This is a genomic window from Variovorax brevis (genome assembly GCF_030317105.1).
GTDB lineage: Bacteria > Pseudomonadota > Gammaproteobacteria > Burkholderiales > Burkholderiaceae_C > Variovorax > Variovorax brevis.
Map to the genome: position 1 here is coordinate 13,910 of NZ_JASZYG010000035.1, position 19,377 is coordinate 33,286.

The window sequence follows — 19,377 nt, forward strand, 5'->3', positions numbered from 1 at the left end:
GCGCTCACGCGATGTCGCCGGCGTACTGCGTGAGCAGCGCCCAAGCGTCCTTGTCGAAACGGCCCTTCACTTCCTTGTAGAAGCCCGCGTTGGCCAATGCATTGCGGAAGGCCGCGGTGTCGACCTTGTTGAACACGAGGCCCTTGCCCTCCAGCGCCTTCTGCAGGTCGACGTTGGCCTTGGCGATGTCGTCGCGCTGCTTCTTCGCGGCCGCGTTGATGTGCCTGGTGATCACCGCTTTCACATCGTCGGGCACGCCCTTCCAGACCTTGCCGCTGGCAACGAACCAGAAGCCATCCCACGCATGGTTGGTCACCGAGCAGTATTTCTGCACCTCGAAGAACTTGGCCGCGTCGATCAGCGCAAGCGGGTTTTCCTGCCCGTCGGCCACCTTGGTCTGCAGCGCCTGGTAGGCCTCGCTCAGCGGCAGGCTGACCGGCGCCGCGCCCAGCGACTTGAACATCTGCACCCACAGCGGCACCACCGGCACGCGGATCTTGAAGTTCTTCAGGTCGTCCGGCGTCTGGATGGGCTTGGTGCTGGTGGTGATCTGGCGGAAGCCGTTGTCCCACACCGCCTCGAAGGGCACGAGGCTGGACTTGGCGATCGCACCGCGGACATGGTTGCCGACCGCGCCATCCATCGCGGCCCAGACCTTGTCGTAGCTGGCGAAGGCGAAGCCCACGCCGGTGATCGCCGTGACCGGAACGAGTGTCGACATCACCGTGCCCGGGAAGGTGGCGAGTTCGAGCGCACCCGAGCGCACTTGCGACATCATGTCCGAGTCGCTGCCCAACTGGTTGTTGGGGAAGAGCTGGATCGCGACGCGGCCTTTGCTCTCCGCCGTGATGGCATCGAGGGCTTCCTTCAGCCGCACGTTCACAGAGTGCGTCGCCGGCAGGTCGGTGCCGAGCTTGAACTTGAATTCGGCATTGGGGGCCTGCGCCCACGCGCCTGTCGTTGCGGTGCTGGAGCCGAGCAATGCGCCGGCCGCGAGGAAGGTTCTTCTGTTGAACATGCTTGTCTCCTGGGTTTGATGAGGCCGCCTTGTGCCGGCCGCGGTTCTTGCGCGTGAAAAAAATCAGGATCAGTTCGCCGGGGTCTTGCGCGACATCAGGTCGCGCAGCGTGCGGTGCAGGATCTTTCCGGTCGCGGTGCGCGGCATCTCGGCGTCCTGGATGAAGACGATGGAGCGCGGGCGCTTGTAGCCAGCGAGGCGCTCCTTGCACCACGCAAGGATCTCGGCCTCCATGGCCTTCGGGTCGACCGAGGGGTCGTGCAGCACGACGACCGCCTGCACCGTCTCGCCCCACTTCTCGTGGGGGATGCCGATCACCGCCACGTCCTTGACGCCGGCGTGCGTTCCGATGGCCGTCTCGACCTCGGAGGGATAGATGTTCTCGCCGCCGCTGATGATCATGTTGCTCTTGCGATCGACGAGCTGGATGTAGCCGTCGGCATCACGGCGCGCCATGTCGCCCACCGAGCACCACTCGCCGCGAAAGGCCTCGGCCGTCTTCCCGGGGTTCTTCCAGTAGCCGTCGAAGACGTAGGCGGTGCGCGAATAGAGTTCGCCGACCTCACCGTCGGGCACTTCGTTGCCATCCGGGTCGAGGATCTTGATCGCGCCGGAGCCGGCCCACTCGCGGCCCACGGTGCCCAGTCGCTCGATCTGCTCTTCCGGGCGCAGCAGGGTGACCCAGCCCGCTTCGCTTGAGCCGTACAGTTCGAACAGGCCCGAGTTCTTGAAGTAGTCGAGGATCGCGAGCTTGGTGTCCTTGCGCGCGGGTGCCGAGGAAATCAACAGCTTCTCGACCGCGCCGACGTCGTACTTCGCCTTCACCGCGGCCGGCAGGCCCAGCATCATGATGTAGTGCGTCGGCACGAGGGACGTGAAGGTCACCTTCTCCTGCGCCAGCGTGGCCAGCAAGGCCTCCGGGTCGAAGCTCTTGTGGTCGTCGACCACGATGGTCGCGCCGAGGTACATGAAGGTCATGCCGAAGTACAACGAGTTCGCGTGGCACAAGGGCATCACCAGCAGCGCGGTGTCGTCGCGCGAGAAGCGGAACTCCACGGCCGTGGCCAATGCGATGAGGGCATTGCCTTCATGGTTGCGCACCGCGCCCTTGGGCTTGCCGGTGGTGCCCGAGGTGTACATCAGCGCAAAGGGATCTTCCGGTCGCACGGTGACTTCAGTCACCGTGGGCGCAGCGGCTTCGATCAAGGACTCGTACCCTGTCCACCCCGCAGGCGTCGCCCCACCGAAGTGCACGTAGCGGGCGGCCTGCAGCGGCAGGTCTGCGCGCAGCGGCTCGATGCGATCGACCAGGTCATCCTGCACGATCACCGCCCGGGCCTGCGCATGCTCGAGGATGTACGCGATCTCCGGCGAAGTCAGGCGAAAGTTGATCGGCACCGCGACCAGCCCGCAGCGCGCCAGCGCCACGTAGATCTCCATCCACTCGACGCAGTTGTACGCGAGCAGGCCCACGGTCTCGCCCTTGGCCAGGCCCAGCCCGCGCAATCCGTTCGCCAGTCGCGTGGCACGGTCGTCCCAGGCGCCGAAGGTGAGCGCGCGTTTCGAATCGCGCGTTCCGATCTTGCGGGGATAGAGCCGAGCGTGTGCGGCGATGGCGTCCGAAACGGAAAGCAGGTGGCTCATGGCTGCACCTCCGACGGCGCCGCGGTGGGTTGAGAGTTCGGCAGACCGAGCGTCATGTGTTGTCTCCTCGTGGCTTGTGCTCGTGGTGCTGGGAATGGCGTCAGTGAAGGGGCTCGATGAATGCAATCACGAGCGCTGCCCGGTGCCGGCGGGCGCGTCGGCGTGATCGAGCGGACGATCGACGCCGCAAGCCGTTGCGTGATCGATGGCGAACCCCGCCGGGTGGCGCGCGGAAGTCGCACGGCCGCGTTGCACAACGGCAGGGCGCCGCGCCTGGGTCAGTCGCTCGATCGCAATCGCTGCGGCATGCGTGATGTGCTCGCGCGCCAGCCGCTCGGCGGCGTCGCCGTCCGCGGCAATCACGGCGTCGAGCATGGCCTCGTGCTGCGCCCAGATGGTTTCCGGCGACTCTTCACGCAGCAAGACCTCGCCCATGACACGCTGGATGCAGGTCCACTGGGTGTTGAGCGTCGGCGAGATCAGGGGGTTGCGCGACAACTCATGGATCAGGCGGTGGAACGCGAGGTCGGCGGCGATCAGCGCGGTGGCCGAGCCCTTCCCGATCGCCTCGCGCCCGTCACGCAGCAGCGCCACGCCCAGACGCCGTGCAAAGGGCGCGTTGCACTCCGCGGCGCGACGGAAGGCGAGCCCTTCGATGACCGCGCGGATGTCGTACATGTTGCGCACGTGGTCGGGGTCGATGGGCGCGACGATCAGGCCGCGGCGCGGCGCGTCATCCAGCACGCCCTGGTCGCGCAGCAACAGCAGCGCCTGCTGCACCGGCTGGCGCGACACGCCCAGCCGCTGGGCGATCTGCTCCTGGATGATGCGCGCGCCTGGTTTCAGGTGGCCCTGGGCAATCTCCGCGACCAGCGCGGCGTGAACCTGGGAAGAAAGATTCGGCGACATGGCGAGGATCTTCATGAGGCGAATTTTAGGGAACTCTGAATTCAGTATTCGTAAAATGTCGAACAACCAGAGTGCGGCCATGGTCTTTTGGTGGCATCGCAAATGCAACATTGAATTCAGTCGTGACAGAGGCATTGCGCCTGTCATAGAGTAATTTGGACACCCTTGAAAGCGCCCCGTCCGCCTGTTGTTCAGGAGTTACAACCCGATGCAAGCAAGGTGGGGTTTTCCAGTGTTCTGAATTCAGAGTTCCGATTAAGAATCCAGCCGACTTCAGCCACGAAGGACGCACACCATGACGGAGACCACGATGAAGGATCCCTTTCCCGAAGCGACTCTTCCCTGCTGCGCCTGTGCCGGCGCAGACCCCGGCCGCCGGCTGGCGTTGAAAGCAGTGGCCGGTGCGGCGTTCGCGGCCAGTACTGGACTGGTCTGGGCCGACGGCGATGGTCCCAAGGCCGGCGATCAGCTCGTGCAGGTCGACGACGAAGGCAAGAAGCCACTCGCCAGCGCCGACATCAAGGTGGGCGAGAAGCCCGTGATCGTCTACCCCTACGACCCCAAGGCCAAGGCACTGCGCGACAGCACGCGCCTCAATCGGATCCTGCTCGTGAAGCTGGACCCCTCGTCGCTCGACGCCGCCACCGCGGCACGTGCCGCAGACGGCATCGTCGCCTATTCGGCCTTCTGTACCCACCAGGGATGCGACGTCAGCTCTTGGGTGGCTGCCGACAAGTCGCTGCTGTGCTTTTGCCACTTCTCGAAGTTCGCGCCGCACCAGGAGGCTGCCGTGACAGCCGGCCCGGCACCGCGGCCCCTGCCTGCCCTGCCGATCAGGGTGGACGGCGGAACGCTGGTCGTCGCCGGCAGCTTCAACGCGCCACCCGGCAAGGCGGTTTGAGCTGCCCGCCGCCAGCGGGAACCTGCGTCGATCCCCGCTGGCGCTTCATTCATGCATGTCGACGACGGTTCGCCCGGTTCATCAACAACACCACGCCAAGGAGACCTTGAAGCCATGAAACCCATCCTGAAGTTCACCTGCACCGCGATCGGCTGTGTGCTGGCCACGCTGTCGCAAGCCCAGATGCGTCCCTACCAGGACGTGACCGATGCGCGCTTGCGGTCGCCCGAACCGGCGAACTGGCTGAGCTACCGCGGCAACTACAGCGGCTGGGGCTACAGCCCGCTCAAGGCCATCAACAACACGAACGTCGGCAAGCTGACCCTGGCATGGTCGTATGCGACCGGCGTCAGCGAAGGCCACCAGGCACCGCCCATCGTCAACGGCGGCTACATGTATGTGGCCACGCCCAGCGCACAGGTGATCGCATTCGACGCCAAGACCGGCAACGAGATCTGGCGCTACAAGGCCCAACTGCCGGCCGAGCAGCTTCAACTGCATCCGACCAGCCGCGGTGTCGCGCTGTACGGCGACAAGGTCTATTTCGCGACCACCGATTGCAAGCTGGTCTCGCTCGACGCCAAGACCGGCAAGGTGGCGTGGACCAAGCCGGTGTGCGAATGGAAGAACGGTTACTACATGACCCTGGCACCGCTGGCCGCCAAGGGCAAGATCATGGTGGGATCGTCAGGAGGAGAAACCGGTGTGCGCGGCTTCATCGCCGCTTTCGATGCCCAGACCGGCGATGAAGCATGGCGCACCTACACCGTACCGGGCCCCGGCGAGGACGGCAATGACAGCTGGCCGCCCGGCGACGGCTACAAGTCCGGCGGCGGCTCGATCTGGATCACGGGCACCTACGACCCGCAGACCGGCCTCTCGTTCTGGGGCACCGGCAACCCCGCACCGTGGCCGGCGGACCTGCGCGCGGGCGACAACCTCTACACCTCGTCGGTCGTTGCTCTCGATGTCGACACCGGCAAGATCAAGGGCCACCACCAGTACCAGCACAACGACGCGTGGGACTGGGACGAGGTCTCCGCGCCGCTGCTGATCGACACGACCTTCAAGGGCAAGCCGGTCAAGAGCCTGGTGCATGCAGGCCGCAGCGGCTACATGTGGGTACTCGAGCGCACCGCCGACAAGGTCAACTACGTCGAGGCCTGGCCTTACGTCAACAACAACGTTGTCACCGGTGTCGACCCGAAGACTGGCCGGCTGAGCTATGACGAATCGAAGAAGCCTGGCACCACCAAGGGCGCAGCCTTCTGCCCAGGCCTGTGGGGCGGCAAGGACTGGCCGCCCGAGGCCTACAACCCGGGCACCGGCATGCTCTACGTGCCCGCCAACAACAACATGTGCGGTGTGCTGCCGCAGGGCGAGAACGCGAAGTACAAGCCGGGCGACCTGTTCATCGGCTACCCGCTCGACGGCGTGCTGGGCAGCGTACGCGTGCCCAACCCCGAGCAGACCGTGGGCGAGTTGCAGGCCTGGGACATGAAGACCGGCAAGATGGCCTGGGCCCACAAGTTCAAGACCTTCCTGTGGGCGCCACTGCTGACCACCGGCGGCAACCTGGTGTTCGCTGGCGGCACCAACGACCGCAAGTTCCGCGCCTATGACGCGAAGAACGGCAAGGTGCTGTGGGAGTACCCGACGCCGGCCGGCGTGATCGGCGTACCCAGTTCCTTCGAGATCGACGGCGAGCAGTACATCGCCGTGCAATCGGGCTGGGGCGTCGATGCCGAGCGCATCCAGGGCGCGTTCAACGCCATCCTGCCCGAGCGCAAAGTGGTCAATCCGCAAGGCGGGACCGTGATGGTGTTCAAGCTTCCGAGCAGCAAGTGACTGGCAATACCTGAAAGGAGATGCAATGAGCAAGACGTATCGCAACTACATCGACGGGCAATGGGTCGAGGGCAACGGCAAGACCATCCAGGTGCTGAACCCGGCGACGGACAAGCCGATTGCCGAGGTGCCCGACGGCGGCGCCGCCGATGTGGACCGCGCGGTGGCCGCAGCGAAGAAGGCACAGCCCGCATGGGAAAAGCTGCCCGCGATCCAGCGCGCGAACCACATGCGCCAGATCACCGCGAAGATCCGCGCCAACGCCGAACGGCTTGCGCGCACGCTCGTGCTGGAGCAAGGCAAGGTGCCCGAACTGGCCGCGGTCGAAATCGAATTCGCCGCCAGCTACATCGACTACATGGCCGAGTGGGCGCGCCGCATCGAAGGCGAGATCGTCACCAGTGACCGGCCGGGCGAGCAGATCCTCGTCTATCGCAAGCCGATCGGCGTGGTCGCCGGCATCCTGCCGTGGAACTTCCCCTTCTTCCTGATCGCGCGCAAGCTCGGTCCTGCCCTCGTCACCGGCAACACCATCGTCATCAAGCCGAGCGAGGAAACGCCGATCAACGCCTTCGAGTTCGCCGAACTGGTGGCCGAGACCGACCTGCCGCCGGGCGTGTTCAACCTGGTGTGCGGCGGACGCGAAACCGGCGCCAAGCTGACCGACAACAAGGACGTGGGCCTGGTCAGCTTCACCGGCAGCGGCGACACCGGTTCGAAGATCATGCAGGCCTGCGGCAAGCACCTGACACGGGTGAACCTCGAACTGGGCGGCAAGGCGCCGGCGATCGTTCTCGCCGATTGCGACGTCGACTTGACGGCCAACGCGCTCTTCAACTCACGCGTGCTGAACACCGGACAGGCCTGCAACGCCGCCGAGCGCGTGTACGTCGAACGAAAGGTCGCCGATGCGCTGGCCGAAAAAGTGACCAAGCTCATGGCCGGCACCAAGTACGGCGATCCGAGTCTCGAGAAAGGCCTGCACATGGGCCCGCTGGTGACGAAGGTCGGCCGCGACAAGATGGCAGCGATGGTCGAAGCAGCCAAGGGCCAGGGCGCGCAGGTGCTGACTGGCGGCAAGATCGCTGACAAGCCCGGCTACCATTATGAGCCCACCGTGCTGCTCGGTTGCAACACCGGCATGGACGTGATGACCAAGGAAGTGTTCGGCCCCGTGCTGCCGATGCAGGTCGTCGACGACCTCGACGAAGCGCTGGTGCATGCCAACAACTCCGACTACGGCCTGACTTCCTCCATTTTCACAAGCAACATCAACCAGGCAATGAAGGCGGTGCGCGAGCTTCGGTTCGGCGAGACCTACATCAACCGCGAGCACTTCGAGGCGATGCAGGGCTTCCACGCCGGACGGCGCAAGTCCGGCATCGGCGGCGCGGACGGCAAGCACGGCCTGTACGAGCACATGGAGACGCACGTCGTCTACATGCAAACCGCCGGCTGAGCAGGCCGCGGGGGTTGCCGGAACGCTGCGCGCAACCTCCGATGGCTGCCATCTTCGTCGTCACCTTTCCGTTCTTCGCCCTGGTGCTGGGGGGCTACGTCGCGATCCGGTGGCGCCTCCTGCCGATCGAAGCCATTCCGGGGCTGAACGTCTTCGTGCTGATGTTCGCGCTGCCGTGCATGCTCTACAAGTTCGCGTCGATGACACCGATCGTCCGGCTGCTGGACCCGGGCATCGTGCTGACCTACCTCATCGCGGCGGCGCTGATGGTGGCGCTGACGATGCTTGCGGGGCGGCGCGGACGCACCGGCTGGACCGATGCCGCGTTTGGTGCGTTGGTCGGCAGCTTTCCGAATTCCGGCTTCATGGGTGTGCCGCTGCTGGTCGCGCTCCTTGGCGCGGCCGCTGCGGGACCCGCGATCGTCGCGCTGGCGGTCGACATGGTGTTCACTTCGTCGTTGTGCATCGCGCTCTCGCAACTGGGTGCGGCCGGTGAGCATGGCGCGCGGCGTGCCGCACTGCAGGGCCTCAAGGGCATGCTGAAGAACCCGTTGCCGTGGTCGATTTTTCTGGGCTGCCTGTCCACGGCAAGCGGGAAACAGTTGCCTGCACCGCTGTTCAACGCGGTCGACATGCTGGCGGGCGCAGCTTCGCCGGCTGCCCTCTTCACCATCGGCGCGGTGCTGGCGCGCACCCAGGCTCTCACTCGTCGGCGCACCGGATCGGCAGATCACCGCGCCGTTGCGCCGATTCGAAACCCTCGCGTCGACACACTGCAACTGGTCGCCTTCAAGGTCATTGCCCACCCGGCCATCGTGCTGGCGCTCGGCTCCCTGGCGATGGCCTTGGGCGCACCTCTCGAACGCACCTCGCTGGTGGTCCTGGTGCTCATTGCCGCGCTACCGAGTGCGAGCAACGTGCCGATGCTGGCCGAGCGCTTCGGCGCCGATGCCGGGCGCATCGCCGCCGTGGTGCTCAGCACGACCGTGGTCGCCTTCCTCACCTTCCCGCTCGCCGTGGCGTTGATGAAATGAGCGTCGCGAGAGCAGAGCGTGTGAACGAAGCGCTGTGGTTCGAATGGCTGGCGCTGGCTGGCGTGCTGGGATTTGCCACCTGGTTGCTGGGGCTGCGCGGGGTGTTGGCCCTGCTGCTGGCCGCCGACCCGACCGGCATCACCCTGGTCATCGTCATCGTGTTCGCGGGCTCCACGCTGTGGTGCGGCGCGCGCACGCGCGAGCTCGAACGCCAGCGGCGCTGGGCCGCCTCGACACCCTTGCGCGACGGCTGGGGCGCGGATTACCTGCGCACGCTCGGCCAGCCGCAGGCGGACAGCGGCGAGGCTCTCGACCTCCTGCTGGAACAAACGCACGGACCGCATGCCACGGCGTGGTGGGTCAACGGCATCCAGCTCAAGCTGGGCCTGCTGGGCAAGGTGATCGGCTTCTCGATCCTCGCGCTGACGATAGGAAAAGTGCGCAGCTTCGACCCATCCGAATCGCAGGAACTCCTGCGCAGCCTGACAAGTGGCCTCGGCGTGGCGCTGTTGACGCAGCGCCTGGGCATCGAGCAGCGGGGCAAGCCGCCGTGACGACCTCCAGACGCCGGCGAGGGGCGGTGCGAGACGCGGAAGTCGATCCGTTCTACGACATGCTGTTCAACATGCTGATCGCCTTCGTCTTCTGCTTCATCGTCGCGCTGATCGCGATGAATCCGAAGGCGACGAAGGCTGGCGACGTGCCGTCGAAGGCGGAATACCTCATCAGCGTGAGCTGGCCAGACCACAACCCGAACGATATCGATACCTGGGTCGAAGACCCGGCCGGCAACCTCGTGTGGTTCAAGCAGCCCGACGCGGGCCTGATGCATCTCGACCGGGACGACCGGGGCGACGCGAATGATGCGATCGTCATCGATGGCCGGCGCATCGAGACGCCGTTTCGCCAGGAGGTGGTGACGCTGCGCGGCATCCTGCCGGGCGAGTTCACGGTCAACGTCCAGTACTACCAGTCGCGCGACCACTTGCCGGTGGACGTGACGGTGTCGGTGATCAAGGTCAATCCGCGCGCCGAGGTGGTGTTCCATGGCGAGCGCCGGCTCGAACGCCAGGGCCAGGAACTCACCGCGGCCCGCTTCACGCTGCAGCCCGACGGCACGGCCACCAACGTGAACACGATGCCGAAGCGGCTGGTGCAACGGCTATGACGCTGTCCATCGCCCTGGCCTACGCGGCGCTGCTGCTCGTCGCCTTGCTGGCGCTGCTGGCGTCGAGGTGGCCGGCGTGGATGAAGGGGCTGCTGGTCGTGGGCGTGACGGTGCTTTACTTCCACGCCTGGAACGTGCTCGACGATGTGTGGGGCTGGCCGAGCGGCGGCGCCTTGCCCGAGCGCTTCGTGCTGCTCGCCGCCGTCATCGACGAGCCGCACGCCAAGGAGCCCGGCGGACTCCATGTCTGGGTGCATGCGATCGTTGCCGGCAAGGCCACGTCCGAGCCCCGCGCCTACAGGTTGCCCTACACGAAGGAGATGCACCTGCAGATCAGCGAAGGCACGCAGAAGATCCGCGTCGGCGTCAGCCAGATGGGCATCACGGAGCCGAAGGTGGCATCGACGGGCTTGGGTTGGCTTCGGCCCGACAGCGCGCCCCAGACGTTCCGGCTGCGCGACCTGCCCGGCCCACAACTGCCGGAAAAATGACGCAGTGGATGAGGGGCCGTGGGTTGGCGAGCCTGCTGCTGCTCGCCCTGGCGGCCTGCCACCCCGGGCCGCAGCCTGACGAGTTCTTTCCGCTCGCGCGTGGCCACCAATGGACCTACCGCATCACGACGCGCGCCGACAACGGCGACACGGCACAGGAATCGCTCAGTCTCACCTCACTCGACGCTGCCGCAATGCCGGATGACGGCCAGGGGGTGCCGGGCCGGCGGCGCAGCGACGACGGCGTGGAGTACTGGCTGCGCGCCGACGACAAGGGCGTTCAACGTGTGGCAAGCAGGTCGCTGGGCGATCCGCAGCCGCGCCCCGACACGCCCCCCGCCCCGTGCTGAAGACACCCTACTCGCCCGGCACCACATGGCAGGCCACCACGACCGCGTACCTGCTGGTGCGCCGCTTCGATTTCCCGCGCGAGGTGCGCCACACCTACCCGCCGGTGCCGATGAGCTATCGCATCGAAGGCGCCGGTGAAACGGTGCAGACGCCGGCCGGGCGATGGGCCGGCTGCCTGCGCGTGCGCGGCACGGCCGTGATGCGCATCTACGCCGATCCGGTGATCGGCTGGCGCGAGGTACCCCTGACGACGCTGGAGTGGTATTGCCCCGAGGCCGGACTCGTGCGGCTGGAGCGTACGGAGCCGGCGCCATCGTCGTTCATGGCGGGCGGCTCGCAGTTGTGGGAACTGGTGGCCTTTCGATAGGCCTCACTTCATGCCGAGCACCCAGTCCGCCAGCGTCTTCGCCTCGGCGGGCGTCACGTCGTTGGGCGGCATCGGGATCTGGCCCCAGACGCCCACACCACCTTTCTGGATCTTGTCGGCGAGTGCCTGCGAGGCGCTCGCCTGGCCAGCGTATTTCGCGGCGATTTCCTTGAACCCCGGGCCAACCACCTTGTCCTTCATGCCATGACAAGCCAGGCAGTTCTTCTTCTCGGCCAGTTTCTGATCGGCCATGGCGGGCAGCGCGGCGCAGAGCGCGAGCATCACGGTCAAGGCTTTCATGCGGTCTCCTCATTCGAATGGGCGGGCCGGTAAGCGGCATTCACTTTAGTGGGCCATGGCGCAAGATGCACGATTGAATTCAGCATGCGACATTGCTGCGCGCCCACGCGGCAATCCGTATGTCAGCCAGAGCGTTCACCCTACTCTGACCACGAAACAACAACGCCGTGAAAGACGCGAGAGCCCGCTTCGGTCGATGTCCCCATTTGGTACCCGGCAGCAGACATCGATTGGTCTTCAGTTCCGGATGGCGCCGCTGTGCTTGCGTTGCATGTCCATATTCTCGTCGCCGCGCGGCGAATACAAGCTATGTCCGCACTGGTTTTGGGACCAGTCGTCCATGCCGAGGTCTGCTTGAAGTCTGCGCGACTGGAGTCGGCGTGGCAGCTTGAGGTCAAGGGCCGGCCGCGAAAGACAGCAACCGGTGCGCTCCTGCTCTTGGCGGCGCAACGCACACCGACCGCCTTGGGCCCGAACTTGCCGGCCGCACGCCGCCGATGGGCGAATCGCTCGGGAGTTGGCGCGCGTACGCCGGCTGACTATTGGACAACGACATATCGGAATGACTGCGGCTGACCGTCCGAGAGCGCCTCCAAGGCTGCGCGATCATCACATCACGGAGCCTGGCGAGCGTGCTCGCCAGAGATCCTTTCCGCCTACTTTGGGCGCCGGAAGCACGAAGATTTCCTGCATGGCTTCGGAAGTCAGCGGCAGTTCGTACGGCGAACATGTACTTTTTTGTAACTACAGCAACCAAATTGTTGGCTGTTGTAACGTATGACTTTAGTATCCATTTCGAAGCCCTGAAAGCAGCGAATATGGGACCCCGTCAAGCGGCTATATCCAGTCGTCTGCAGAGGGTCAGGGGCTGCCCGGACGGCCCAGCTCGCTCGCAAGCAACGTGCTTTCGGAGACAACTTGGAGGTGCAAGCCATGGAACTATCGGCAATCGAGCCAGCACTTGGCGTTGGGAAGGTTTGCCCCCATTCCAGCGGAACGCCCTCCAGACGGCAAGGACGGGCAATGGGCTTGGGTCGTGACCGCCGCCGCGCCCGGCAAGTTCAGCGCGTGGGGTTCTAAGATGGACATGAGCACCAACCCCCACGCCGACACAGAGGACTTCGATCCCTTCGCAACGGGCGCGGTCGAGCGCGTCATCGGCAGCACCGAGGCGCAACGCGAGATCTGGCTGGCCGACCGGCTGGCGCCCGAGGCTTCGCTGGCCTACAACGAATCGGTGAGCCTGCTGCTGCGCGGCCCGCTGTCGCCCGAGGCGCTGCGCAGCGCACTCGACCAGACCTTGGCGCGCCACGAGTCGCTGCGCGCCTCCCTCTCGGGCGACGGCATGCAATTGCTCATCGAAGAGCCGGCGCCGTGCGAGTTGCCACTGCGCGACCTCGCCGGGCTTGACGACGCGGCTCGCGAGGCCGCGCTGGCCGGGGCGCGCGCCAAGGCGGTACAAACGCGCTTCGATCTCGAGCGCGGCCCGCTGCTGCGGGCCGAGATCCTGCGCTGTGGGCCCGAGTTGCATGAGTTGCTCCTCACCGCACACCACATCGTGTGCGACGGTTGGTCATGGGGCCGCATCATCGAGGATCTGGGCCTGCTCTACGCCCAAGCCGTTGGCCACGCTTCCGAGCCGCTGCCCGCGCCCGCCCGCTACGAAGACTACGTGCAGTGGGAGAACACCGAGGCCGCAGGCCCGCTGATGCAGGAGCACACGCGCTTCTGGGTCGAGCGATTTGCCGGCGGCAGCGTGCCGGTGATGGACCTGCCGACCGACCGCCCGCGGCCCGCCGTGCGCACCTTCGAGTCGCGCCGGGTCGACATGCTGATCGAAACGGAGTTGGTCCAGAAGGTCCGCCAGCTCGGCGCCGCCTCGGGCGCCAGCCTGTTCGCCACGCTGTTCGGCGCTTTTGCCGGCGCCATGCAGCGACTCACGCAGCAGGGCGACCTGGTGATTGGCGTGGCCGCCGCCGGGCAGTCGGCCGCCGACATGCCCAACCTGGTGGGCCATTGCGTCAACGTGCTGCCCATCCGCATCGACGTTGACGACAGCGTGGGCATGCAGGCGCTTGTCCAGCATTCGGGAACGACGCTGCTCGACGCCTTCGAGCACCAGACAATGACCTACGGCGCGCTGCTCAAGAAACTGCGACTGCCGCGCGATCCCAGTCGGCCGACGCTGGTCAGTGTAGTGTTCAACCTCGACCAGGAGGCGGTGCTGACCGGCAACGCCTTCCCAGGCCTGACGGTGGAAATCGTGGCCAACCCACGCCACTTCGAGAACTTCGAGCTCTTCCTCAATTGCACGCCCACGACCCGGGGCCTGCAGCTGGAGTGCCAGTACAACACCGGCCTGTTCGACGAAGCCAGCGTGCGCCGTTGGCTGGGGCTACTGCGCACGGCGATGCAGCGCTTCGTGGCCGAACCGGCGCTGACGGTCGCGCAGGCGTTCGCACTCGATGAAGCCGATGGCGCGTTGCTGGCTTCCTTCAACCGCAGCAGCGGCGCCGCCCCGCGTGAGGAGTTGCTGCACGTCTGCTTCGAGCGGCTGGCTGCGGCGCAGCCTGACGCGCCTGCGCTGCGCTTTGGCCAGCGAACCATAAGCTACGCCGAGCTGAATGCGCAGGCCAACCGCATTGCCCATCGCCTGCTGGCGTTCGGCGTGCGTCCCGACGACCTTGTCGGCCTGTGCGTCGAGCGCGGCGTCGAGATGCTGGCTGGTCTGCTGGGCATCCTGAAGGCCGGCGCCGCCTACGTGCCGCTGGACCCGGGCTACCCGGCCGAACGCCTGGCTCACATCCTGCGCGACAGCGCGCCGGCAGTGCTGCTCACCCAGTCCCAGCTTGTCACGCGCGTGCCGCCGACCGATGCGCCCGTGATCGTACTGGACGACAACGCGCTGCTGGCCGGGCAGCCGGTGAACGATCCCGATACCGCGGCGCTGGGGCTTGCCCCTTCGCACCTGGCCTATGTGATCTACACCTCCGGCTCCACGGGCCTTCCGAAGGGCGTACTGGTCGAGCACCGCCAAGTCAGCCGGCTGTTCGCGGCCACGCAGCCCTGGTTCCAGTTCAACGCCCAAGACGCGTGGACCCTGTTCCACTCCTTTGCTTTCGACTTCTCGGTATGGGAGATTTGGGGCGCACTGCTGTACGGCGGGCAGCTGGTGGTTGTGCCCCAGCTCACCAGCCGCGACCCGCAGGCGTTCTACCAATTGCTGTGCGAGCAGGGTGTGACGGTGCTCAATCAAACGCCCAGCGCGTTCCGGCAACTGATCGCCGCGCAGGCTGAGACCGGCGCCCCGGCGGCGCAGCACCGCCTGCGCACCGTGATCTTCGGCGGCGAGAAGCTGGAGCCGACCATGCTCGCGCCCTGGTACCGGCGCAAAGCCAACCAGGGCACGCAACTGGTCAACATGTACGGCATCACGGAGACCACCGTGCACGTGACCTACCGGCCCCTGAGCGCGCAGGACGCCGAAAGGAGCGGCATCAGTCCCATTGGCCAGCGCATCCCGGACCTGACAGTCCATGTGCTGGACGCGCACCGCCAGCCCGTGCCGGTCGGCGTTGTCGGCGAACTGTACGTGGGCGGCGCCGGCGTGGCTCGGGGCTACCTGAACAGACCCGAATTGAACACCGAGCGCTTCATTCCCGACCCCTTCGCCAGTCAGGCAGGCGCCCGCCTGTACAAGACGGGCGACTTGGGCCGCTACAGGATCGATGGCAGCTTGGAGTACCTCGGCCGAAACGACTTCCAGGTCAAGATTCGTGGCTTTCGCATTGAACTGGGCGAAATCGAGGCCCGCCTGGCCGCCAGCGCCGGGGTGCGCGAGGCCACGGTGATCGCACGCGAGGATGTGCCCGGCGACCTGCGTCTGGTGGGCTACGTCAGCGCACAGGGCGGTGCCACGCTCTCGCCGGCAACATTGCGCAAGTCGCTGGCGGCCTCGCTGCCCGAATACATGGTGCCGGCCGCCATCATTGTGCTCCCCGCGCTGCCGCTCAACGCCAGCGGCAAGCTCGACCGCAAGTCGCTTCCCGCGCCCGAGTTGCAGGACATCCTCGGCGGCGCCGGGCCGCGTGTGCGCATCGAGCCCGCCAGCGACCTCGAGCGCCAGGTCCTCCTCCAGATGGAACAGGTGCTGAGCCTGCCCGGCCTGAGCATGGAGGACGACTTCTTCGCGCTCGGCGGCCACTCGCTGCTGGCGGCGCGGCTGGTCGCGGCCCTTGGCCGCGCCCTGGACATGAAGCTGCCGCTGGCCATGCTGTTCCAGGCGCCGACACCAGCGCTCCTGGCGCGCGCCATCGAGCAGTCCCGCGCCCAGGGGCAGGTGCGCGCACGCACGGTCATTGCGCATCGCGCCGATCAGCGCAGCGCGCCGCTCACGCCGATGCAGGATCGCATCCGCTTCATCGAGGAACTGCACCCGAACCGCCCGATCTACAACGCGCCCTCGGGACACCGCCTGTACGGCCCGCTGGACCTGAAGGCCTTCGAAGCCGCACTGCGCGAGATGGTGCGGCGCCAGCCCGCGTTACGCACGGTGATGGGCACGGATCTCGTCACAGGTGCGCCCGTTACGATCGTGCGCGACAGGTTGGACTTCACCCTGCCCGTGGAAGACCTTCGGGGCGTGCCCGAGGCCGAGCGCGACACGGTCCTGCGCGCGCGCCTGCAGGCGCTGGCGGACGCTCCCATGGACATCCACCGCGGGCCGCTGTGGCGCATCGCGCTGTACCGGCTGGCCGAGCAGGAACACGCGCTTGGCTTCGTGCCGCACCACCTGATCTGGGACGGCTGGTCCTTCGACATCTTCCAGTCCGATCTGGCGGCACTCTACGGCGCCTTCTCGCAGGGACAGCCCAACCCCCTGCCTCAACTCCCCCTCACGCACGGCGACTATGCGGCCTGGTACGTGCACTGGCTCACCCAGCCCGAGGCACAAGCGCAGCTGACCTATTGGAAAGAGCGCTTCGCCCGCGTGCCGCCTTCGCCGGCCGCCCGCACCGACATGCCGCGCGGTGTCGGGCAGACCGGCCACGGCCGTAGTTGCTTTTTGAGCATCGACCGGCCCACCACCGACCGCCTGCATGAGGTGGCGCGCCGGCACGACGTGACGCTCAACATGCTCACCCTGGGCGTGCTCGCACTGATGATGAGCAGCGTGATCGGCGCCCCCTCGGTCGTGGTCGCGACGCCAGTGCGCGGGCGTGACCTGCCCGAACTCGAACCCATCATGGGCTTCTTCAACAACCTGGTGCCGATACCGCTGGCGCTGGACGGCACGCAGACGCTGGGCACCTTTTTGCAGGAGGTCAAGCGCGAACTGGTGGCCTCGATGGACCACCAGCAAATCCCCTTCGAGCAGCTGGCCACCGAGCCCGAGTTCTCTCGGCGTTCCCAAGGCGGCACGTTCTACCAGGTGCTGTTCTCGTTCCAGGACGCGCGCGAGCGCCCGATGGCCATCGGCTCGTTGCGGCATGAGCAGCTGCACATCCCGCAGCGCGGCGCCACCGACGATCTGGGCCTGTGGCTGATGGAGAAGAACAATGGCCTGAGCGGCGCCATCACCTGCAACGCGGACATCTACAGTGCCGAGACCGGCGAGACCTTCCGCGAACGCTACCTCGAACTGCTGCAGCGCGTGATCGACATGCCCGGGGTCACGCTGGCCGCGCTGGCCGAGCCGGGCGATTCCGCCGCGGCCAAGCTGCTGGCCCGCCTGGCGGCCGGCCCCGAGGCCGAGGCCCAAGTCGAGCCGCGCGCGGCACCGACAGCGCTGCTGACGCCCGAACAGGCGGTGCTGGCGCAGGTATGGGCCAGCGTGCTGGACGTGAACGTCAACGACATTTATCCGACTGACACCTTCTTCGACCTCGGGGGCGATTCGCTACTGGCCATGCGCGCAGTGCGGCAGGCCGAGCAGACCCTTGGCTACCGCATCGAGGCGCGGCGCTACCTGTTCGAGAGCCTTGCGCAGCTTTCGGCCGGCGGCTCTGTGATTGAGGTGCGTGCCGGCGAAGGCGAGCTGGCGATAGCCGCCGCGACCCGGGAAGACGCGCCGCGCGGCCTGCTGGGCCGCATGAAGGCGGCGCTGGGCCGGCGTTAGCGGCCAGCGTGCGCCCCGGCAGGAATGATCATGCGCCCTGGCGCCCTGCGACGCCGCGCGCTGGCTCCGCTCCCGGCCGACGCGCGCGTGTGCGCCGCATGTTTTCGCTTCGAGCACGACCGCCACCGTTTCATCATCACCACGCGCGCCGCCCGCGGTGGTCACTTTGAAGGCCTTGTCCGTCAATCGTTCGGCATGCCCCGCCTGTCGCTGGTGGCATGGTCGAAAACCGGGCGCGCAAGAAAACGTCGCGCGCATCCGTGGCCACCGACAAGAGCCGTTCAGTGGCGTCGCTGAATTCCTGCTGGCGCCTTGTCACTTCCTCGTCGGTCAAGGCCACCGAAGTCAAACCTTCGACCCGACACGGTTCACCCGCATCAAGATGCCCGCCGGTCATCATCGTGCCACGGTAAAACTGCCTCGTGACCGGATCACGGAATATCCCGATGCCATTGGCATCCAGATCCCAGCACTCCAACCCGCCCTCGTCGCCGTCATGCGGAGTCCTGCCGCCACCATGGACTTCAGTCATGGGCGTGGTCCTTGATCTTCATGTTTGAGTGAGGAGCGGGCCCCGCAGCGCTTGTACCGCTTGCGGAGCCTGCGTCTTTGTACCGCGATCAGGGCAGCAGGAACATCGGAAAAGCCCTGTGCCGGCGCAGCTGGACAGGGTCAGTCGCTGCTGTGAGGCGGCACGACAAACTGCCCCCTCAGGCGATCTATTTAACAGCGATACTGCCCGCATGCCTGAGTGAGGCGGCTCGTCGACAATCGCGGAGTCGTTACTGGCGTCGAACAGCCGGTTCGGCGTGCCATGGAATGGGGGCCCATCTCAGTCAGTCAGCATCGACCGCTGACCAGCGGCTTCACAGCGAAAGCGGGCATCGCCCTCTGCGCATGAACCCGAGGTGTCGAGCGCGTACCTGGGGCAAATCTTTGCACAACAGTCATGGCGCAGTGGCACGGACGACGCTGCCGGCACAGATGAAGTTGCCGCCCCCGAGGTGATGGATCGTTTGCAGCGCAGCGTTGCTATCGTCGAACAACCAATGCCCGTTCCGGAAGATCCGCGCATCGGCTGTTGCGCCAACTACTTCGGCAAAGCAGGTGTCATAGGCGTCTTCGCTGTGCCGCTCAGGTATCAATCGGCATTCGAGCCAGGCCGAGCAACCGGAAGACAAGACCGGCAGATTCAATACTGGACTGGTCTCCGTGCCGATCGCGAAGTGTTCGAACTTGTCCATGGTTCGACCGCTCGTGCTGCCCACCGCGTGCGTGAGGTCGACCAGCGCACTGCCAGGCAAGCAGATGGCAAAAGTGCCGCTGGCTGCAATCAACTCTCGGGTGAATGTGTGCTTGTCAATGACCACGGCGATGCGCGGAGGCGTGAACTCCACCGGCATCGACCACGCCGCGGCCATGACGTTGCGGCGGGTGCCGTCAGAACTGGTGACCAACACCGTCGGTCCGTGGTTGATCAGGCGACTGGCGTGCTCAAGAGCCACCGGTTGAAAGTTGTTCGTGTTCGACATGCCGGCGATTGGACAGCAAGACAGAAAAGCCCGCCAGGGGAGGCGAAGCGACAAAGAAAACATCGGGCAAATCGATGCTCAGCGACGATTTATATCGCTTTCGGTTATGCGAATCGCGTCTTAGAGTCGTAGGCGATCAATTAAACGCGTCCTTGCCGAGCGTTCTCGATTTGGACCATGACCCTTCGTTCCCGACGCAGTCACAATGATGAAGATGTCGTCGACCCCGAGCCCCGA

16 protein-coding genes are annotated in these 19,377 nt (G+C 66.0%); 10 read left to right on the top strand and 6 right to left on the bottom strand.

Going from position 1 to position 19,377, the window contains the following annotated elements; translation table 11 throughout:
- Nucleotides 1-4: 4 nt before the first annotated feature.
- The 3 genes from QTI66_RS37385 to QTI66_RS37395 form a co-directional block, all read right to left on the bottom strand.
- Nucleotides 5-1,018 carry a TRAP transporter substrate-binding protein gene (locus tag QTI66_RS37385; protein WP_286565432.1) on the bottom strand — a complete coding sequence of 338 codons (1,014 nt, stop codon included), beginning with the start codon at nucleotides 1,016-1,018 and terminating at the stop codon, nucleotides 5-7.
- A gap of 69 nt (nucleotides 1,019-1,087) precedes the next feature.
- Nucleotides 1,088-2,662, bottom strand: coding sequence for a class I adenylate-forming enzyme family protein (locus QTI66_RS37390; RefSeq protein WP_286565433.1), 1,575 nt, complete (start codon nucleotides 2,660-2,662; stop codon nucleotides 1,088-1,090).
- A 126-nt stretch (nucleotides 2,663-2,788) separates the two neighbouring features.
- Nucleotides 2,789-3,586: a GntR family transcriptional regulator gene (locus QTI66_RS37395; RefSeq protein WP_286565434.1), complete on the bottom strand. Its 798-nt coding sequence runs from the start codon at nucleotides 3,584-3,586 to the stop codon at nucleotides 2,789-2,791.
- A 280-nt stretch (nucleotides 3,587-3,866) separates the two neighbouring features.
- Here QTI66_RS37395 and QTI66_RS37400 point away from each other — a divergent pair, with 280 nt between their 5' ends.
- The 9 genes from QTI66_RS37400 (at nucleotide 3,867) to QTI66_RS37440 (ending at nucleotide 11,190) form a co-directional block, all read left to right on the top strand.
- Nucleotides 3,867-4,472 carry a QcrA and Rieske domain-containing protein gene (locus tag QTI66_RS37400; RefSeq protein ID WP_286565435.1) on the top strand — a complete coding sequence of 202 codons (606 nt, stop codon included), beginning with the start codon at nucleotides 3,867-3,869 and terminating at the stop codon, nucleotides 4,470-4,472.
- 114 nt (nucleotides 4,473-4,586) lie between these two features.
- Nucleotides 4,587-6,320, top strand: a complete 1,734-nt coding sequence (locus QTI66_RS37405; RefSeq protein ID WP_286565436.1) for a PQQ-dependent dehydrogenase, methanol/ethanol family — start codon at nucleotides 4,587-4,589, stop codon at nucleotides 6,318-6,320.
- Between the two features lie 25 nt (nucleotides 6,321-6,345).
- The gene (gene aldA, locus QTI66_RS37410) at nucleotides 6,346-7,779 is read left to right on the top strand and encodes an aldehyde dehydrogenase (protein ID WP_286565437.1); all 1,434 of its coding nucleotides are present in this window, start codon (nucleotides 6,346-6,348) and stop codon (nucleotides 7,777-7,779) included.
- A 41-nt stretch (nucleotides 7,780-7,820) separates the two neighbouring features.
- Nucleotides 7,821-8,813, top strand: coding sequence for an AEC family transporter (locus tag QTI66_RS37415; protein ID WP_286565438.1), 993 nt, complete (start codon nucleotides 7,821-7,823; stop codon nucleotides 8,811-8,813).
- Nucleotides 8,810-9,367 carry a hypothetical protein gene (locus tag QTI66_RS37420; RefSeq protein ID WP_286565439.1) on the top strand — a complete coding sequence of 186 codons (558 nt, stop codon included), beginning with the start codon at nucleotides 8,810-8,812 and terminating at the stop codon, nucleotides 9,365-9,367. The genes QTI66_RS37415 and QTI66_RS37420 overlap by 4 nt, the downstream gene beginning before the upstream one ends.
- Nucleotides 9,364-9,981: a hypothetical protein gene (locus QTI66_RS37425; RefSeq protein ID WP_286565440.1), complete on the top strand. Its 618-nt coding sequence runs from the start codon at nucleotides 9,364-9,366 to the stop codon at nucleotides 9,979-9,981. Before QTI66_RS37420 ends, QTI66_RS37425 begins: the two co-directional genes overlap by 4 nt.
- Nucleotides 9,978-10,472, top strand: coding sequence for a hypothetical protein (locus QTI66_RS37430; protein WP_286565441.1), 495 nt, complete (start codon nucleotides 9,978-9,980; stop codon nucleotides 10,470-10,472). Before QTI66_RS37425 ends, QTI66_RS37430 begins: the two co-directional genes overlap by 4 nt.
- On the top strand, nucleotides 10,469-10,822 hold the full coding sequence (locus QTI66_RS37435) for a hypothetical protein (RefSeq protein ID WP_286565442.1): 354 nt from the start codon (nucleotides 10,469-10,471) through the stop codon (nucleotides 10,820-10,822). Before QTI66_RS37430 ends, QTI66_RS37435 begins: the two co-directional genes overlap by 4 nt.
- On the top strand, nucleotides 10,816-11,190 hold the full coding sequence (locus QTI66_RS37440) for a hypothetical protein (RefSeq protein ID WP_286565443.1): 375 nt from the start codon (nucleotides 10,816-10,818) through the stop codon (nucleotides 11,188-11,190). The genes QTI66_RS37435 and QTI66_RS37440 overlap by 7 nt, the downstream gene beginning before the upstream one ends.
- A gap of 3 nt (nucleotides 11,191-11,193) precedes the next feature.
- On the opposite strand, the gene QTI66_RS37445 is transcribed toward QTI66_RS37440, so the two are convergent.
- Entirely contained in the window at nucleotides 11,194-11,490 is a 297-nt protein-coding gene (locus QTI66_RS37445; protein WP_286565444.1) for a c-type cytochrome, read from the bottom strand.
- A 1,087-nt stretch (nucleotides 11,491-12,577) separates the two neighbouring features.
- On the opposite strand from QTI66_RS37445, the gene QTI66_RS37450 reads away from it, so the two are divergent.
- Entirely contained in the window at nucleotides 12,578-17,608 is a 5,031-nt protein-coding gene (locus QTI66_RS37450; protein WP_286565445.1) for a non-ribosomal peptide synthetase, read from the top strand.
- A 136-nt stretch (nucleotides 17,609-17,744) separates the two neighbouring features.
- Here the strand turns inward: QTI66_RS37450 and QTI66_RS37455 are convergent, their stop codons facing one another.
- Nucleotides 17,745-18,140: a hypothetical protein gene (locus QTI66_RS37455; protein WP_286565446.1), complete on the bottom strand. Its 396-nt coding sequence runs from the start codon at nucleotides 18,138-18,140 to the stop codon at nucleotides 17,745-17,747.
- Between the two features lie 415 nt (nucleotides 18,141-18,555).
- On the bottom strand, nucleotides 18,556-19,140 hold the full coding sequence (locus tag QTI66_RS37460) for a flavin reductase family protein (protein ID WP_286565447.1): 585 nt from the start codon (nucleotides 19,138-19,140) through the stop codon (nucleotides 18,556-18,558).
- Nucleotides 19,141-19,377: the final 237 nt, after the last annotated feature.

Coding starts and splice junctions, on each gene's coding strand:
- QTI66_RS37450 (WP_286565445.1), top strand. CDS start 12,578: ATGAGCACCAACCCCCACGCCGACACAGAGGACTTCGATCCCTTCGCA.
- QTI66_RS37390 (WP_286565433.1), bottom strand. CDS start 2,662: ATGAGCCACCTGCTTTCCGTTTCGGACGCCATCGCCGCACACGCTCGG.
- QTI66_RS37430 (WP_286565441.1), top strand. CDS start 9,978: ATGACGCTGTCCATCGCCCTGGCCTACGCGGCGCTGCTGCTCGTCGCC.
- QTI66_RS37445 (WP_286565444.1), bottom strand. CDS start 11,490: ATGAAAGCCTTGACCGTGATGCTCGCGCTCTGCGCCGCGCTGCCCGCC.
- QTI66_RS37385 (WP_286565432.1), bottom strand. CDS start 1,018: ATGTTCAACAGAAGAACCTTCCTCGCGGCCGGCGCATTGCTCGGCTCC.
- QTI66_RS37400 (WP_286565435.1), top strand. CDS start 3,867: ATGACGGAGACCACGATGAAGGATCCCTTTCCCGAAGCGACTCTTCCC.
- QTI66_RS37420 (WP_286565439.1), top strand. CDS start 8,810: ATGAGCGTCGCGAGAGCAGAGCGTGTGAACGAAGCGCTGTGGTTCGAA.
- QTI66_RS37405 (WP_286565436.1), top strand. CDS start 4,587: ATGAAACCCATCCTGAAGTTCACCTGCACCGCGATCGGCTGTGTGCTG.
- QTI66_RS37460 (WP_286565447.1), bottom strand. CDS start 19,140: ATGTCGAACACGAACAACTTTCAACCGGTGGCTCTTGAGCACGCCAGT.
- QTI66_RS37395 (WP_286565434.1), bottom strand. CDS start 3,586: ATGAAGATCCTCGCCATGTCGCCGAATCTTTCTTCCCAGGTTCACGCC.
- QTI66_RS37415 (WP_286565438.1), top strand. CDS start 7,821: ATGGCTGCCATCTTCGTCGTCACCTTTCCGTTCTTCGCCCTGGTGCTG.
- QTI66_RS37435 (WP_286565442.1), top strand. CDS start 10,469: ATGACGCAGTGGATGAGGGGCCGTGGGTTGGCGAGCCTGCTGCTGCTC.
- QTI66_RS37455 (WP_286565446.1), bottom strand. CDS start 18,140: ATGACTGAAGTCCATGGTGGCGGCAGGACTCCGCATGACGGCGACGAG.
- aldA (WP_286565437.1), top strand. CDS start 6,346: ATGAGCAAGACGTATCGCAACTACATCGACGGGCAATGGGTCGAGGGC.